Annotated in this window: 17 protein-coding genes; 6 read left to right on the top strand and 11 right to left on the bottom strand. The window is 53.5% G+C overall.

Annotated elements, in window-relative coordinates:
• Positions 1–12: 12 nt before the first annotated feature.
• Genes sufE through sufA form a run of 6 tightly spaced genes read right to left on the bottom strand, consistent with a single transcriptional unit; the run spans position 13 to position 5,530 of the window.
• A complete protein-coding gene (gene sufE / locus BFV63_RS09425; RefSeq protein ID WP_048240920.1) occupies positions 13–429 on the bottom strand; it encodes a cysteine desulfuration protein SufE in 417 nt (138 codons plus the stop codon).
• Between the two features lie 14 nt (positions 430–443).
• Positions 444–1,664, bottom strand: coding sequence for a cysteine desulfurase SufS (gene sufS, locus BFV63_RS09420; RefSeq protein ID WP_048240922.1), 1,221 nt, complete (start codon positions 1,662–1,664; stop codon positions 444–446).
• A complete protein-coding gene (gene sufD, locus BFV63_RS09415) occupies positions 1,661–2,932 on the bottom strand; it encodes a Fe-S cluster assembly protein SufD (protein WP_048240924.1) in 1,272 nt (423 codons plus the stop codon). Before sufD ends, sufS begins: the two co-directional genes overlap by 4 nt.
• Positions 2,907–3,653: a Fe-S cluster assembly ATPase SufC gene (gene sufC, locus BFV63_RS09410; RefSeq protein WP_048240925.1), complete on the bottom strand. Its 747-nt coding sequence runs from the start codon at positions 3,651–3,653 to the stop codon at positions 2,907–2,909. The genes sufD and sufC overlap by 26 nt, the downstream gene beginning before the upstream one ends.
• Before the next feature lie 9 nt (positions 3,654–3,662).
• Positions 3,663–5,153, bottom strand: a complete 1,491-nt coding sequence (sufB, locus tag BFV63_RS09405) for a Fe-S cluster assembly protein SufB (protein WP_003857739.1) — start codon at positions 5,151–5,153, stop codon at positions 3,663–3,665.
• Between the two features lie 8 nt (positions 5,154–5,161).
• Positions 5,162–5,530 carry a Fe-S cluster assembly scaffold SufA gene (gene sufA / locus BFV63_RS09400; protein ID WP_003857741.1) on the bottom strand — a complete coding sequence of 123 codons (369 nt, stop codon included), beginning with the start codon at positions 5,528–5,530 and terminating at the stop codon, positions 5,162–5,164.
• A 634-nt stretch (positions 5,531–6,164) separates the two neighbouring features.
• On the opposite strand from sufA, the gene BFV63_RS23550 reads away from it, so the two are divergent.
• Both BFV63_RS23550 and BFV63_RS09390 read left to right on the top strand, forming a co-directional pair.
• Positions 6,165–6,305, top strand: a complete 141-nt coding sequence (locus BFV63_RS23550; RefSeq protein ID WP_369793990.1) for a hypothetical protein — start codon at positions 6,165–6,167, stop codon at positions 6,303–6,305.
• A gap of 80 nt (positions 6,306–6,385) precedes the next feature.
• Complete coding sequence (locus BFV63_RS09390) at positions 6,386–6,838, top strand: DUF3828 domain-containing protein (RefSeq protein WP_017384630.1); 453 nt, start codon at positions 6,386–6,388, stop codon at positions 6,836–6,838.
• Between the two features lie 109 nt (positions 6,839–6,947).
• On the opposite strand, the gene BFV63_RS09385 is transcribed toward BFV63_RS09390, so the two are convergent.
• Positions 6,948–7,676 (bottom strand): MerR family transcriptional regulator, encoded by a 729-nt coding sequence (locus tag BFV63_RS09385; protein ID WP_003857744.1) that lies wholly within the window; start codon positions 7,674–7,676, stop codon positions 6,948–6,950.
• Positions 7,677–7,865: 189 nt separating this feature from the next.
• Positions 7,866–9,086: a diguanylate phosphodiesterase gene (locus BFV63_RS09380; RefSeq protein ID WP_003857746.1), complete on the bottom strand. Its 1,221-nt coding sequence runs from the start codon at positions 9,084–9,086 to the stop codon at positions 7,866–7,868.
• Between the two features lie 339 nt (positions 9,087–9,425).
• On the opposite strand from BFV63_RS09380, the gene ycgZ reads away from it, so the two are divergent.
• From ycgZ to fdhF, 4 genes are all read left to right on the top strand, one after another.
• Entirely contained in the window at positions 9,426–9,665 is a 240-nt protein-coding gene (gene ycgZ / locus BFV63_RS09375) for a regulatory protein YcgZ (RefSeq protein ID WP_003857747.1), read from the top strand.
• A 4-nt stretch (positions 9,666–9,669) separates the two neighbouring features.
• On the top strand, positions 9,670–9,990 hold the full coding sequence (locus tag BFV63_RS09370) for a hypothetical protein (protein WP_032658210.1): 321 nt from the start codon (positions 9,670–9,672) through the stop codon (positions 9,988–9,990).
• A 29-nt stretch (positions 9,991–10,019) separates the two neighbouring features.
• Entirely contained in the window at positions 10,020–10,298 is a 279-nt protein-coding gene (locus BFV63_RS09365; RefSeq protein ID WP_003857748.1) for a biofilm/acid-resistance regulator YmgB/AriR, read from the top strand.
• A 193-nt stretch (positions 10,299–10,491) separates the two neighbouring features.
• Positions 10,492–12,642, top strand: coding sequence for a formate dehydrogenase subunit alpha (fdhF, locus tag BFV63_RS09360; RefSeq protein WP_048240927.1), 2,151 nt, complete (start codon positions 10,492–10,494; stop codon positions 12,640–12,642).
• Between the two features lie 51 nt (positions 12,643–12,693).
• Here the strand turns inward: fdhF and BFV63_RS09355 are convergent, their stop codons facing one another.
• Genes BFV63_RS09355 through BFV63_RS09345 form a run of 3 tightly spaced genes read right to left on the bottom strand, consistent with a single transcriptional unit; the run spans position 12,694 to position 14,860 of the window.
• Positions 12,694–13,347: a helix-turn-helix transcriptional regulator gene (locus BFV63_RS09355; protein ID WP_023324523.1), complete on the bottom strand. Its 654-nt coding sequence runs from the start codon at positions 13,345–13,347 to the stop codon at positions 12,694–12,696.
• A 41-nt stretch (positions 13,348–13,388) separates the two neighbouring features.
• A complete protein-coding gene (locus tag BFV63_RS09350; protein ID WP_022650916.1) occupies positions 13,389–13,901 on the bottom strand; it encodes a fimbrial protein in 513 nt (170 codons plus the stop codon).
• An 11-nt stretch (positions 13,902–13,912) separates the two neighbouring features.
• A complete protein-coding gene (locus tag BFV63_RS09345) occupies positions 13,913–14,860 on the bottom strand; it encodes a fimbrial protein (RefSeq protein WP_048240930.1) in 948 nt (315 codons plus the stop codon).
• Position 14,861 lies beyond the last annotated feature (1 nt).

The following is a 14,861-nucleotide window of genomic DNA, read 5'->3' as shown; positions in this document are numbered from 1 at the left end:
TGTTCTGTCAGTTTAGCTAAGGATTGCGGCTTTGGCGCGTATGGCGCGGATCATCGCTTCCAGTCCCTGGGATCGGGACGGGGTGAGGTGTTGGGTTAAGGCCATTTTTTCAAACCACGGGCGAACGTCAAAGGCGACAATATCCTGCGCCGACATCTGGTGATAAAGAATAAATACGACGGCAATAAGCCCCTTCACAATGGCGGCATCGCTGTCGCCCTGTAATTGAATTACGCCATCATCCGTCTGCTGCATCTGGATCCAGACCTGGCTCTGGCAGCCCTGAATGATGTTGTCCGGGTTATGCGCCTCTTCGCTGAGCGGCGGCAGGCGCTGACCCAGTTCGATGATATAAAGGTATTTCTCTTCCCAGTTCGCGCAACGCCCAAAGTTGCGCAGCAATTTATCTCTGTCCGGCAAATCTGCCATCTCTCGCCTCTCCGTTAGCCAAGCAGCTGGTGAATACGTTTTAATCCCGCCACCAGTCTGTCGACCTCTTCCGTTGTGTTGTACATCACCAGCGATGCGCGGCACATGGCCGGTACCTCATAATACGCCATCAGCGGCATCGCGCAGTGATGCCCGGTACGCACAGCGACGCCGTAATTATCAAGGAAACTGCCTACATCATAGGCGTGATGCTTGCCGAGGTTGAAGGCTATCACACCCAGACGGTCAGCAGGACCATATAAGGTCAGTTCCGGGACGCTGGCCAGCTCCTGCAAGGCATAATGCATCAGCTGTTGTTCGTACTCCTGAATCGCCGCCAGCCCCGTTTCAGTGACGTAGCTAATGGCCGCGCCCAGCCCGATGATCCCGCCCGTGTTGGGCGTACCCGCCTCGAAGCGCCAGGGCGCACGGGCGTATGTTGTGCCGTCCGTCAGGCTGACGGTGGCGATCATTGACCCGCCCCCTTCCCACGGCGGCATGGCCTGGAGAATGTCCTCTTTCACATACAACACGCCGATGCCCGTCGGGCCATACAGCTTGTGCCCGGAGAAGACGTAGAAATCGCAGTCCAGGGCCTGAACGTCAACCGCATGGTGCATCACCGCCTGGGCACCATCAATCAACACTTTCGCACCGGCCTGATGGGCTTTGTCGACGATCAGCGCCACCGGATTTTCCGTGCCCAGCACGTTTGAAACGTGGGTCACCGCCACCAGCCGCGTTCTGTCGTCCAGCAGAGCGTCCAGCTTTTCCAGCTGGAGCGTGCCGTCTTCATTCAGGGGGATCACCCGCAGTTGCGCCCCCACACGCTCGCAGAGCATCTGCCAGGGCACGATGTTGGCATGGTGCTCCATCTGGGTGATGATGATGTTATCCCCCGCGTGCACCTGCGCATTGCCCCAGCTGTTAGCCACCAGGTTGATCCCTTCGGTGGTGCCACGCACGAACACCAGCTCTTCCGGCGAACGCGCGTTGAGGAAGGCCGCAACCTGCGTGCGCACGTTTTCCATGCGCTGGGTCGCCTCGGCGCTCAGGGTGTGGATCCCACGATGTACCGCCGCATAACCGTGGCGGTAAAACTCGGCTTCCGCATCCACCACCTGATTCGGTTTTTGCGCGCTGGCCGCACTGTCGAGATAGGCCAGCGGCAGACCGTTCACTTCACGGGTCAGTACCGGAAAATCTGCCCGGACTTTCTCTACGGGAAATGTCATGCTTCGCCTCCAGGCAGTCGCTGACCGATACGGGCCAGCACCTGCTGTTTAAGTCCGCCATCGGGCAGCGCTTCCGTCAGCTCAGCCGCAAAGGCGTAAATAATCATCTTTTGCGCGGCCTGCTGGTCTATCCCGCGCGAGCGCAAGTAGAACATCTGCTCATCGTCAATACGCCCGACCGTCGCGCCGTGACTGCATTTCACGTCGTCCGCATAGATTTCCAGCTGTGGTTTGGTGTCCACCTCTGCCAGACGTCCCAGCAAGAGGTTGTTGTTGGTCATCTGCCCGTCAGTTTTGATGGCGTGCTGCGCCACGTTGATCAGGCCGTTGAACACCGCACGTCCTTTGTCGCTGACGATGGTTTTGTGCAGCTGACGGCTGTTGCAGTAGCCTTTGTTATGCTCAAGCCAGGTGCGCGTGTCGCACACTTCTGACTTCACCGGCATCGCCAGGCTGTTAATACGCAACGTAGTGTTTTCACCGTTCAGCTGGGTGCTGGTATTGTGGCGCAGCACCGCGCCGCCAAGCAGGAAGCTATGGCTGTACGCCGCGGCATCCTGGCCCAGCAGAATATCGTTGTGGGCGAAGTGGTGACTGAGCGGATTCTCAAACGCCAGCTTGATGTGGTGCAGCTGGGCATTGGCCGCCACGTTCATCGTCAGACGCGAACCGGTAAAATGACGGGTGTCGTTAAGGCTGACGTAATGCTCGATCACCGTCGCCTCCGCCCCTTCTGCCAGCTCAAGATGGTGGCGATAGTGGGCGGTGTTAATCTCATCACCCGCAACGCCCTGGGTGATATGCATCAGCAGCAGCGGTTTCGCCGGACGCTGGTTACGCTTAACGCGAATATGGGTGACAGATTGCGACAGGCTCTCTGTCAGGTGCAGGAAGACTTCAGGCTGAACGGGCGCGTTCAGCGACTGACGTTCATCGTTAATGACGATATCGAACCCGCTCTCCTGCACGCTGTCGCTCAGCTCCGCACGGAACAGACCGTCGACAAACACCAGACGCACGGCATCCACGCTCAGCGCCAGCATGTCGCGCTGATCGGGGCTGACCTGCGCCAGACGGGTGACAAACTCGCCGTTCAGCAGGCCATCCAGCGGGGTATATTTCCAGTTCTCATGTTTACGCGTCGGTAAACCGAGACGCAGCATCTGCTGGAGATGGTGCTGAGCCTGTTCAGAGCGCGCTCCAGCCTGCGCTTCAAACAGCCGGTGCCACTGCTGAAGTGCATTACTGCTGTTCGTTAAGCCAGCCATAACCCTGCTCCTCCAGTTGTTTAACCAGCGTAAAGTCACCGGATTTCACAATGCGTCCCTGGTAAAGCACGTGGACATAGTCCGGTTTGATGTAGTCCAGAATTCGCTGGTAATGTGTCACGATGATAAATGAGCGGTTGCCGTCACGCAGGGAGTTCACCCCGTCGGCAACGATCTTCAGGGCATCGATATCCAGCCCTGAATCGGTCTCATCGAGAATGCACAGCGCTGGCTCCAGAACCGCCATTTGCAGAATATCGTTACGTTTCTTCTCACCGCCGGAGAAACCCACGTTTACCGAGCGGGTCAGCAGATCTTCCGGCATTTTCAACAGCTTGATCTTCTCTTCCATCAGATCCTGGAAGTCAAAGCGATCCAGCGCCTCAAGGCCGCGATACTTGCGCACCGCGTTCAGCGCGGTTTGCAGGAAGAACTGGTTGCTGACGCCCGGAATTTCCACCGGATACTGGAAGGCCATAAAGATGCCCTCGCCGGCACGCTCTTCCGGCGACATCTCCAGCAGATCTTTGCCGTTAAACTCAACGGAGCCGCTGGTAACTTCATAATCTTCGCGTCCTGCCAGCGTCGCTGAAAGCGTACTTTTCCCGGAGCCGTTTGGCCCCATGATGGCGTGAACTTCACCCGGTTTGACGTCAAAATTGAGGCCACGCAGGATCTCTTTCTCTTCCACGCTAACCTGTAAATCTTTAATGCTTAACATGTGCTTTCCTTAACCGACGCTGTGTTCAAGACTAATGGCGAGGAGTTTCTGGGCTTCAACGGCAAATTCCAGCGGCAGTTCAGAGAACACGTCCTTACAGAAGCCGTTAACGATCATTGAAATCGCATCTTCTTCACTGATCCCGCGTTGCAGGCAGTAGAAAAGCTGATCTTCACCAATACGTGACGTAGTTGCCTCATGCTCAAGCTGGGCGCTGTTATTGCGGCATTCGACATACGGGAAGGTATGCGCCCCGCAGTCCGCGCCAATCAGCATGGAGTCACATTGGGTGAAGTTACGCGCGTTGGTTGCCGTCGGCATGATTTTCACCAGCCCGCGATAGCTGTTCTGGCTGTGACCGGCAGAGATCCCTTTGGAGATGATGGTCGATTTGGTGTTTTTACCGATGTGGATCATCTTGGTGCCGGTATCGGCCTGCTGATGACCGCTGGTCAGTGCCACGGAGTAAAACTCACCGATTGAGTTGTCGCCGCGCAGAATACAGCTCGGGTATTTCCAGGTAATGGCGGAGCCGGTTTCTGACTGCGTCCAGGACATTTTGCTGTTTTCGCCTTCGCACAGCGCACGCTTGGTGACGAAGTTCAGAATACCGCCGGTGTTACCGTCGCCCGGGAACCAGTTCTGTACCGTAGAGTACTTCACTTCCGCATCTTTATGGATGATGACCTCCACCACCGCCGCGTGCAGCTGGTAGCTGTCGCGCACAGGAGCGGAGCACCCTTCGATGTAGCTAACGTAGCTGCCTTCATCGGCCACCAGGATGGTGCGTTCAAACTGGCCGGTTTTTTCCGCGTTGATGCGGAAATAGGTCGAGAGCTCCATCGGGCAGCGCACGCCTTTCGGCACGTAGATAAAGGTACCGTCTGACGCCACCGCCGCATTCAGTGCCGCGAAGAAGTTATCGTTACTGGGTACCACGGTGCCAATGTACTTTTTCACCAGCTCCGGGTGATCGTGAATGGCTTCCCCGAAGGAGCAGAAAATAATCCCCTGCTCCGCCAGTTTTTCACGGTAGGTGGTTGCCACCGAGACGGAGTCAAAAATGGCGTCTACCGCCACCTCTTTGCCTTCGCGCACGGGCACGCCGAGCTGATTAAACGCCTCTTCCACCTCTTTACTCAGGAAGCTGTTCTCGGCACCGGTTTGCTGTACCGCGCCGGGTTGCGAGGCACAGGTATCATCACAGCTGCCGCAGGAGGGCGCGGAGTAGTAGCTGTAATCCTGATAGTTCAGCTTATCGTAATGCGCTTTCAGCCAGTGGGGTTCTTCCATCTCCAGCCACGCGCGGAATGCGCTCAGGCGAAACTCCAGCATCCACTCTGGCTCGTTACGTTTCGCCGAAATGGCGCGCACGACCTCTTCGTTGATGCCTTTCGCCAGTTCATCGGTTTGCAGCTGCGTGAAGAAACCCTCTTTATAGTTGAGGTGTCCGCCGCTCCAGGTGTTTACATCACTCGTTGCTTCAGTATTACGAGACATAGTACCGCCTATACCCCAAAGCTTTCGCCGCAGCCGCATTCGTTCTGGGCTTTCGGGTTATGAAATTTGAATAACTGGTTTAAACCTTCCCGAACGTAGTCGACTTCGGTTCCATCGATAAACGGCATCGCCTGTAGTGCGACGTATAACTTTGCACCGTCGGTTTCAAAGACCAGATCGTCCTTTTCAGGTTCGGTTACGGTATCCAGCACGTAGCCAAATCCCGCGCAGCCAGTCTGCTTAACGCCTAAGCGTACGCCGAGGATGTCGGGATTTTTTGCCACCAGCTCATGAATATGCGCCGCCGCCGCGGGCGTCAGCGTTAAGCCACGCCAGGCAAAATCGGCCGGATTGAAGGTTTCTGAATGCAGTTCCATAGGTCCACCTCATCTGATAAGCCACCAGGGCATAACACCATGTTAGTGATAACGATTATCACTTCAACCCCCTGCGAGCAGGGGCTTTGGGCTAAACCGCCCTTTTTGGCTACTTTCATTAAGCATAGACCCTGTGACGGGATGCGGATGGGATGGTTAGATTTGTTCAATGCATTGATAAATAATGCATTTCATAAGAAAGGCGGTGAGGTAGCGGGCAATGATAAAAATTGTATTGGAAATACCTATTTTTAAGATAGCTAAAGTACACCCAGGCGCCATATACATTTTTTACGTATGCCTCCCCCTTAAGACAGGTTCTTTTTAATCCTTTTTTGCCTTACCTAGGCGCGCATAAAGACGTTTGATGGATAAGTTAACCATTATTTATCAGTCTGATAGTGGTTAAATTCCGATCATGATTAATTACATAAACTCATCCCTTTTCGGCGTAATGTTTCCCTTGTTAACCATTTATTCAATAAGGGATTAAATTATGTGGAGTGCCCATAAAGCCGCAGTTCATGCTCGCCAGCATGCAGGTCAGTATAGCCAGAAAAGATGTGCAGAATTTGTTTCGAAATCCATTCGCGCCGGCGGTGCTAATCTACAGAACACGCATTATGCTAAGGATATGAAAAGCAATTTAATTCTGGCGGGTTTCCACCAGGTTTACGGTGAGCCTGTTGAGGGCGATGTGGCGGTGATCCAGCCCACTGCGCCACCCATATGGCCACGCTTGCATCTATGGTGGGAACAGCGTCTGGTACTCTGATTTTGTTCAGCGAACAATGTATCCGGGAAAGGAATTCCGGGAATTAAAGCCAGCATATGCAATTTACAGGCATAACTGACATGAAAAAAATAATTCTGGCGATCCTGCTTCTGCCCACTCTCGCATCCGCTGCACAGAAGTTCCCCCCTGAGGTATCCGCTGCCCTTCAGTTTAATAAGTGGTACATCTCGCAAATTATAATCGGGAAAGAGCCCCTGAAAAACTATGAAGCGCTGAGGCCATATGTAACCCGCGAAACTATCAGCAAACTCAAAGCCATGGATAAGCTGGATCCAGATGAATATGACGTGCCTGACGTCGATATGTTCATCAAGGCTCAGGGATATGAAGATGACTGGGGCATCGTCAGTGCGCGGGCGCTGGATTACGATGCCGCCTGTATGCAGGTTTATATCTCATTCGGCAAAAAGCGGGATCACACCGTGATTGACTGCATGGTCAAGGAAGATGGCGTGTGGAAAGTTGAATCCGTGGCCAGTATGAATATTTCAGACAACCTGATGATGGAATAAACCGACGATATGACAGGGGTACTGATGCTATGCATCTTCGCGGATACCCCTGTCGTATCGCCAGAAGGCAAAATCCCGCACTGGCGGTTTACCGTTGGCCCCCTTAACATCAGTGATGGATCGAAACGGCGAAACCCTGTTCACGCCAGTGGTCGAGCTGCTCCTGTTGACGAGGCGTAGGCGCTTTACCGGTCCAGACGAAGATTTTTTGCCCGGGGAAGAGTTCAGGACGTGGAGAATCAATCGGCTCAGCCAGCACGTCGATATGCCAGCCTTTGTAGGCAAGACGGGCCGCTTCCAGCCACAAATGCGTACGGTCGTCGCACTCCCACCCAATCAGCAGCGCATCCTTACCTGCTTTTTTTCGCGACTCACCCAGGCTTGCAACGGCAAACTCAATCAGGACACCGTCCAGCAGGCTCGCCATGTGACGCACCGTATTCTGGTCCTGGTTCATTCGCTGCCGCACAGGGGTGATGATGTTATCTATCAGAACATCCATCGCATGGTCACGGCGGAACTCGCCGATTTTGGCGCGCAGTTTTGCCGGGCTGGCATAGCGCAGAACGGTTAACATCTCTTCCTGAAACGATGCCCAGTTCCCCTGAGTCATCACTTCTGTATTTTCAAGAAGCGCTTTTACTTTACCGACCGAAACACCCGTTTTCATCAGGCGTTTGATCTCTTCGATACGCAGGATATCTTCATCGTCAAACTGACGATGGCCCCCTTCGCTTCGCTGCGGCTTCAACAATCCATAACGGCGCTGCCAGGCACGCAACGTAACGGGGTTGATACCGCATCGTTCGGCCACTTCGCCGATACTGTAATAGGCCATTAACTCCCTCACGCACAATACTTCCATACCTAACCAAACCAACCTTATCAGATTGTACAAATCATTTGTATAACTAACTCCTCGTTCTGAGACAAGTGAATGGCTCAAAGAACCACTCACTCGTTAATATATTGTTGTATAAATTTAGCCGTACGTACAGGTCACTTTTAACAGTTACGTACAGGTTTTTTATAAATCGTACTTTTTCTCGGGCCAGGCAATCGCCGGAATGCCCCCCAGACGCGGGCTGGCGAAAAGGTGACCCTGGAACTGAGAAATCCCGGCAGATTCCAGCCACATCCACTCTTCAGCTAGCTCTACGCCTACCGCACAGAACAGAATTTCCAGGGAGGCGCAGCATTTAATGATTGACTGAATGATTGCCTGACGCGGGCCGCTCTTGTGCACGTTAGCAATCAAATCACGGTTGATCTTGATTCTGTCCGGCTGGAACTGGGCCAGCAGTTGCAGACCGGCGAATCCCGCGCCAAAGTGATCGATGGCCACGCTGATCCCGGCGCTTTTAAGCTGTCTGACCGCGCTGGTGAACTCTTCGAAGCGCGAGATCGCCTCGCTCTCGGTGAACTCGACCACAATTTGCTCCGGCACAAAACCGTTCGCCTCAATTGCCGTCAGTAAAAAATCGACGGCGCCAGGAACATTGACCAGCGTCATCGGCAACAGATTAATGGACAACGTTTGAGTCTGTAGGCCCAGCGCGCTGGCCATCGACAAAGCCACCTGCTTACTCTTCAGATCCGATTCGTACAGCGCCTCACGCGACAGGTTGGCAAAGTAGCTTTCCGGGGACTCACCGGACGGCGTGCGGATCAGGGCTTCCCAGGAAACCACCTGCTGCATAAACGGATCGACGATAGGTTGAAATGCGAAACTACAGTCCGCGCCCTTTGCCACTACCGTTGGCTGGGAGGATAATGGCGTGTTTTCGGTGACAAACTCCCAGGCGTCAGCCGGAGGCAGCTCAAAGTAGTTGGCTTTTTCAGTGGCCTCAACGAAGGTGCGGAAAAATTGTAGGGCGCGATCGTTATAGGTCAGCTGATAGCGGGTTGTGCCTTTATCGAGTACCTTTTGTAGCACTTCGTCGGTGTCGTACTGACGAAGGTCAAAGAGCTCCATACCTACGTTGCCAAAACGTCTTGAAGGCCCGTGATCGCTTAATAATTCGACCACGTTGTGATGCCGTGGGTCACGGCAGATGAGCTGATAGATCTCCTTAACGTTATCAGCGGGCCCTTCAAGTAACTGAAAGAAGTGTGTGCCGTTAAACAGCAAAATCCCCGTCACATCGAACTGGCGATTTCTACAATTTGCAGCAGCGACCATGTCTTCCAGCGCTTTCACTGGAACGTCCTCGCAGATATGACTGCGGTAAATAATGGTTGTGAGCATGCTAATCCTGAAGATTGAGGGGGTGACCACGAAAACACGTGGGGAGAACTCTGTTATAGCACATTAATTACCCAATAAATAATTTACATCTCAACAATTTACATGACTTCTTTGCGCCTTTTCCGGGCTTGTACAACTCTGCAACGCCACTTCGAATTGTACAATATATTTTGTGAATTTAGCAGTAAGCTGTATACATATAACCATATGATAAATATATATTTTATCAAATATATTATAAAATATTTAAAAAATTGTACATTTTTAATGTACAGATTTGAAAATTATGTATACCTTAAATGTAACGTTACTGATTACGAAAATTTACAGGAGCGAAACATGCAGCAGAACGGACACCTCGCAGACACAGCAACAGCAATTGCGCAGTACTTCGAAAAAGCCGCGCTTCCAACCCAACAGGAAACATTGGGTCAGGTTGTTGTTGAAATCCTTAGCGACGGGCGGAATCTGAATCGCAAATCGCTCTGCACAAAACTGTTAAGTCGCCTTGAAAAGGCCAATGGCCCGGAAGAGGAGCATCATTATCACATGCTTCTTGGCCTGCTCTTCGAACGTTAATGTTATGAACAGCAGTGATGCGGACAGACTGATCGACCAGCTTATTGGAGAAGCCGCTCTTTCACTTTTGAAGGAGCGCGGTCCTGTAACGACCGAGGGTTTGGTTCAGCGTCTGCGTAACATGCAAGCCTGTGAGACGGATCCCCAGCGGCGGGAGACATTAGCGAGGGTGATAGCTGAAATCAGCTCTGGCACGGTCGCTTTTAAAGGTCGCAGAACCGCACAAGGACGAATTCAGAGAGAGGGATCTCTCAAAAATAACCGAGACAATGTAGTGCCGTTATTTGGAAATGGAAAACCGTCCGATCCCAAAAAGATACATTGACTACAACTTTACAGCTACGGTGAGAACAAATGAGACAAAATATTCAGCTTCAACCCGAATACCACTCCGCCTTTTTAGATAGCGCGTTGTCGGAGTATTTCCGTCACGCAGGCGATCGCTTTGCTGAAGAGTCTGCCATTTTTTCGACTGCGGTTCGTTGTGTTCTTGCTTCCGAAGGTCATCTGACCAACAAAGCGATCATTCTCTGGCTGATCCAGACGCTGGAATCCACCGATGATGTCGTTAAGGCGGATGTGATCCGCAAGACGCTGGAAATTGTCGTCGGTTACACCATGGACGATCTTTAACGCCTCTCTCTTCCCATCTCTTCGGATAGCGTGTCATCGTCAATTCTGACGAACGGACTGATGATGACACGCCCTCTCTCCTCTAACGCCCTGTTAATCAAGCACGCCGAATGTGGCATGGATCCTGCTTAGTCCGCTAAGGGACTGGGCTTTCCAGTAAACATTGCTTCATTTCTTAACAGGTCTGTTATTGATGAAAAAAATCGCCAGCGTCTGCCCGTACTGCGGTGCAGGCTGCAAACTTAACCTCGTCGTTAAAAATAATCGGATTATCCGTGCCGAAGCCGCTGATGGCGTAACTAATCAGGGCACGCTTTGCCTGAAAGGGCTCTACGGCTGGGACTTTCTTAATGATACTCAGCTGCTTACCCCCCGCCTGACGCAGCCCATGATCCGCTACAGCAAAGGCGAGGCCTTTACCCCTGTTACCTGGGAAGAGGCCATTCGCTATACCGCTTACAGGCTTAAAAGCATTAAAGAACAGTACGGCCCTCGGTCCATTATGACCACGGGTTCCTCGCGGGGAACGGGCAATGAGACCAACTATGTGATGCAAAAATTTGCCCGTGCGGTGCTGAATACTAACAACGTCGACTGCTGCGCCCGCGTCTGTCACGGTCCGTCCGTTGCCGGTTTACAGGAGACCCTCGGCAACGGCGCCATGAGCAATTCCATTAACGATATTGAAAACTCAAAATGCCTGCTGGTATTCGGCTATAACTGCGCCGACTCTCACCCCATCGTCGCCCGACGCGTGCTTAAAGCACGTGAAAATGGCGCTAAAATCATTGTCTGCGATCCGCGTCATATTGAAACGGCACGCATTGCCGATCTTCATCTTCAGTTAAAAAATGGCAGTAACATGGCGCTGGTCAATGCCTTTGGCTATGTCCTGCTTGAAGAGGAATTGTACGACAAAAACTACGTTGCTCGCTTTACAGAAGGGCTTGAGGCGTACCGACTGACGGTAAAAGATTACGCACCCGAGCAGGTTGAACATCTGACGGGGATCCCCGCGCGGGATGTTCGTCAGGCAATGCGCATGTTCGCAGCGGCGCCTTCAGCAACGGTGATGTGGGGAATGGGCGTCACGCAGTTTGGTCAGGCGGTCGATGTGGTGAAAGGTCTCTCCAGCCTGGCACTGCTGACCGGCAATCTGGGCCGCCCTGCCGTCGGCGTGGGGCCGGTTCGCGGGCAAAATAACGTTCAGGGCGCCTGCGATATGGGTGTTCTGCCCAATATGTTTCCCGGCTACCAGGACGTCACTGATCCGGCGGTCAGACTGAAATTTGCTGATGCGTGGAAAATCAATGTCAACCGGATGGACGATCGCGTCGGAACGCGCATCACCGAAGTGCCGCATCTCGCGCTGGAAGGTAAGATCAAAGCGTATTACATCATGGGCGAAGATCCGCTTCAGACAGAAGCCGATCTGGGTCTGGTCCGCCGCGGCTTTGAGGCGCTCGATTTTGTGGTGGTTCAGGACATCTTTATGACCAAAACGGCAGAGCTGGCTGACGTGCTGCTCCCTGCCACCTCATGGGGAGAACACGCCGGTGTGTTCACCTGTGCCGATCGCGGCTTTCAGCGTTTCGGCAAAGCCATTGAGTCCAGCGGCAATGTCAGGCGCGACTGGGAGATCATCAGCCTGCTGGCCACGGAAATGGGCTATCCCATGCATTACGAGGATAACCAGCAGATCTGGGACGAAATGCGCGAGCTGTGCCCCCTCTTCTACGGCGTGACCTACGAAAAAATGGGCGAGATGGGTCACGTTCAATGGCCGTGCCCGACGCTGGATCATCCCGGTACGCCGTACCTGTACAAAGATAATCAGTTCGATACCCCGAGCGGTAAAGGGCAGCTCTTTGCCGCACCGTGGCGCGCGCCAGCGGAAATCCCGGATGCGGATTTCCCGCTGGTGCTCTGTACGGTCCGCGAGGTGGGCCACTACTCCTGCCGCTCCATGACCGGGAACTGCGCGGCGCTGCAAAGCCTGGCCGACGAGCCGGGCCGGGTGCAAATTAACCCGGCCGACGCGGATGAACGGGGGATTGCCGAAGGCCAGCTGGTCTGGGTACGTTCACGCCGGGGTAAAGTGATCACCCGCGCCAGCATCAGCGAGCGCATCAATGCGGGAGCAATCTATATGACCTACCAGTGGTGGATTGGCGCCTGTAATGAGCTGACGCAGGATAATCTCGACCCGATCTCCAGAACGCCGGAAACGAAGTATTGCGCCGTGCAGCTTGAGGCAATCGAGGACCAGCGCTGGGCGGAGGATTTTGCGGCTTCCGCGTACCAGACCATGAAGACGCGGTTGATCGCTGCGGTTAACGTTTAAATGCTTGCCGGGTGGCGGCTATCGCTGCCCGGCCAGCTATCCGCTGCCGTTTCAGGCTATTTGTTGTGCATAATTATTTTCCAGGTAATCGCGAAGCAGGTTCGGCCGGCTCTTTTTCTCCATCAGCCTTCTCAACAGTACGATCAGCTCGTAATCGCTTCGCAGATTAAATTTTTGCATCATCATATATTTATGGGTAAAGACCGTTTTTTCGCTCATCTCCAGCGCCTGAGCGGTCTGCACTACCGACAGCCCTCGGTAAAAATTGACCAGAATACGAATTTGTTGCCGGGATAACCCTTTATGCTGGCAGTCGAAACAGGTCTTTTTATTCCAGGTGTAACCCGGTAATTGCGTCGTGAACCACGCAATAAACAGAACGCCGCTAATACGATCAAGCGATGCCCGGCGAGGAAGAAAAATAATGTCCTGAAAGCAGGAAGGCAGCGCCGAAAAGCGCAGCTCATCGTCGACGAGACCTATCACAATTCCTTTTTGCCGGGCCAGTAATTCCGGAAAACAGGTCAGCGTTTCCCCCTGACATAATGAAAGAACAATAATATCGGCCTGGCTGACGTTTTCATTGGTCAGCGCCAGGTGAAAAGTGATGGAGCGATGAAAGTTATGCTTAAAAAAATCTTCGAAAAAGCTCTGTAGCCCAGCCTGAAAAAACAGATCCGTTTCCTGAATCAGAATATTTAACATAGTTCACACCAACGTCTTTAAAAAAGGCTTATCACCGGCATTCAGTTGTACTGCATCGTCATCACCACAACCGCGCGGATGCTTCCCGGCGTGGCGCCCCCCGTCATGGATTTTACCGAGGCCAGCATAGCTAATGTCGCGGTTCTGTCCGCGGCAATGGTCTGGGTCATGCTGGAGCCTGTTCCTTTAAGCGCACCGGTTTGGGCATCGCGCATGGCTATCGCCACATGTGTGGCCGAACCGCTGTTCATAAAATAGTCCGCGCCCGCCTCAGGATCGGGGCTGCCGGTGAAAGCGACGGTCACACTCTGCGTTCCCGTTGGGCACTGGGTAAACAGCAGACTGAAAGGCACCGGATCCGATGTTGAGCCCGGCGTCGCCATATTGGTTGCCTGAATATTGCCCAGATTGACATCGAGATTGTTATTGCCGCCATTAAATATGCATGGCGACGCCACGATATTTCCCGTCACACCGATGTTGACGCTATCAGCGGAGCATACCTTCCCGCTGAGTAAGGCAAGTAACAGCAGTGTCCTGCATCTTATTTTCATCTTCTTACCTGCTACTGGTAGGTCAAATTCAGGGTGGCGGAGGCATTCGCTGAACCTGACTCCACGCGGGTTAACGTCTGGTAATATCGGGCCGTTAATGGCAACGTCTCTTGCCCCCCGGCAGACTGTCGCAAAAATAGTCGGCTGTTCATCGCCAGCGGTGCACCGTTATAGATTAGCTGCACCCCCACCCCTTTCGCAGTGCCGGCATTTCCCTGCCCGGTTAAGGCCATCACGCTGGTATTGGCGCTGTCCGGATTCTGTATTCCACTGAGCGAGACCGTAATATTGGTTCCGGCGGCGCAGGTCAGGCCCAGGTTTTGCGTGTTCTGTGCTCCCGCTGGCGTGGTGCCCACCGTGGAGCCGAACGCCGAAGCGGGAATATCCCCTATAGGAAACGTCAGCTGGGCCGTATTCACCGTGCACGCCAGAGCATTGATGGTGCCGGAGGTGAGCTGCGTGGTCAGACCGTCACGGTAGAGGCCGTCGCTTCCCTGAAGCGTCACGACGCCAATCACACCCGGCGTTAATGCCCCCGATGAGACCGGACCCGTCACCACCAGCTCAATCCTCCCGCCGTACCAGTCCACATAGGAGGTCTGCGCATTGTACGAGAACGTATTGCTCGGGTTTTCAAAATAACCGTTGGAAGAAAAGCGTATTCCTATCCCGCTGACGTTCGTGTTGTAGACATGGTTGCCGTAGCTGCTCAACGTGGCGCCGTTGTAGCGCATGCTGAATCCCAGCATCAGCGGATTCGTACACCCGGTAAGATAGGAGCCTGTGGCTGACGCCGCGCCGGAAAATACCACCGTGCCGACAGGCGCATCGCGCTGCACGTTGATCGTCCCCACGGACAGGGTGGAAAGCTGCGGGATGATGGTGGTGCAGGTACCGGCACGAGCGATACTTCCCGCCGCGAGCAAACAGAGCAGCAGCATCGAGTTAAGACATTTCATG

The sequence above is a fragment of the Enterobacter hormaechei subsp. xiangfangensis genome (assembly GCF_001729785.1).
Taxonomy (GTDB): Bacteria; Pseudomonadota; Gammaproteobacteria; order Enterobacterales; family Enterobacteriaceae; genus Enterobacter; species Enterobacter hormaechei_C.
The sequence above is the reverse complement of the archived record's forward strand: the minus strand, read 5'-3'. Positions and strand labels throughout refer to the sequence as shown.

Coding starts and splice junctions, on each gene's coding strand:
- sufE (WP_048240920.1), bottom strand. CDS start 429: ATGGCAGATTTGCCGGACAGAGATAAATTGCTGCGCAACTTTGGGCGT.
- sufS (WP_048240922.1), bottom strand. CDS start 1,664: ATGACATTTCCCGTAGAGAAAGTCCGGGCAGATTTTCCGGTACTGACC.
- sufD (WP_048240924.1), bottom strand. CDS start 2,932: ATGGCTGGCTTAACGAACAGCAGTAATGCACTTCAGCAGTGGCACCGG.
- sufC (WP_048240925.1), bottom strand. CDS start 3,653: ATGTTAAGCATTAAAGATTTACAGGTTAGCGTGGAAGAGAAAGAGATC.
- sufB (WP_003857739.1), bottom strand. CDS start 5,153: ATGTCTCGTAATACTGAAGCAACGAGTGATGTAAACACCTGGAGCGGC.
- sufA (WP_003857741.1), bottom strand. CDS start 5,530: ATGGAACTGCATTCAGAAACCTTCAATCCGGCCGATTTTGCCTGGCGT.
- BFV63_RS23550 (WP_369793990.1), top strand. CDS start 6,165: ATGAAAAGCAATTTAATTCTGGCGGGTTTCCACCAGGTTTACGGTGAG.
- BFV63_RS09390 (WP_017384630.1), top strand. CDS start 6,386: ATGAAAAAAATAATTCTGGCGATCCTGCTTCTGCCCACTCTCGCATCC.
- BFV63_RS09385 (WP_003857744.1), bottom strand. CDS start 7,676: ATGGCCTATTACAGTATCGGCGAAGTGGCCGAACGATGCGGTATCAAC.
- BFV63_RS09380 (WP_003857746.1), bottom strand. CDS start 9,086: ATGCTCACAACCATTATTTACCGCAGTCATATCTGCGAGGACGTTCCA.
- ycgZ (WP_003857747.1), top strand. CDS start 9,426: ATGCAGCAGAACGGACACCTCGCAGACACAGCAACAGCAATTGCGCAG.
- BFV63_RS09370 (WP_032658210.1), top strand. CDS start 9,670: ATGAACAGCAGTGATGCGGACAGACTGATCGACCAGCTTATTGGAGAA.
- BFV63_RS09365 (WP_003857748.1), top strand. CDS start 10,020: ATGAGACAAAATATTCAGCTTCAACCCGAATACCACTCCGCCTTTTTA.
- fdhF (WP_048240927.1), top strand. CDS start 10,492: ATGAAAAAAATCGCCAGCGTCTGCCCGTACTGCGGTGCAGGCTGCAAA.
- BFV63_RS09355 (WP_023324523.1), bottom strand. CDS start 13,347: ATGTTAAATATTCTGATTCAGGAAACGGATCTGTTTTTTCAGGCTGGG.
- BFV63_RS09350 (WP_022650916.1), bottom strand. CDS start 13,901: ATGAAAATAAGATGCAGGACACTGCTGTTACTTGCCTTACTCAGCGGG.
- BFV63_RS09345 (WP_048240930.1), bottom strand. CDS start 14,860: ATGAAATGTCTTAACTCGATGCTGCTGCTCTGTTTGCTCGCGGCGGGA.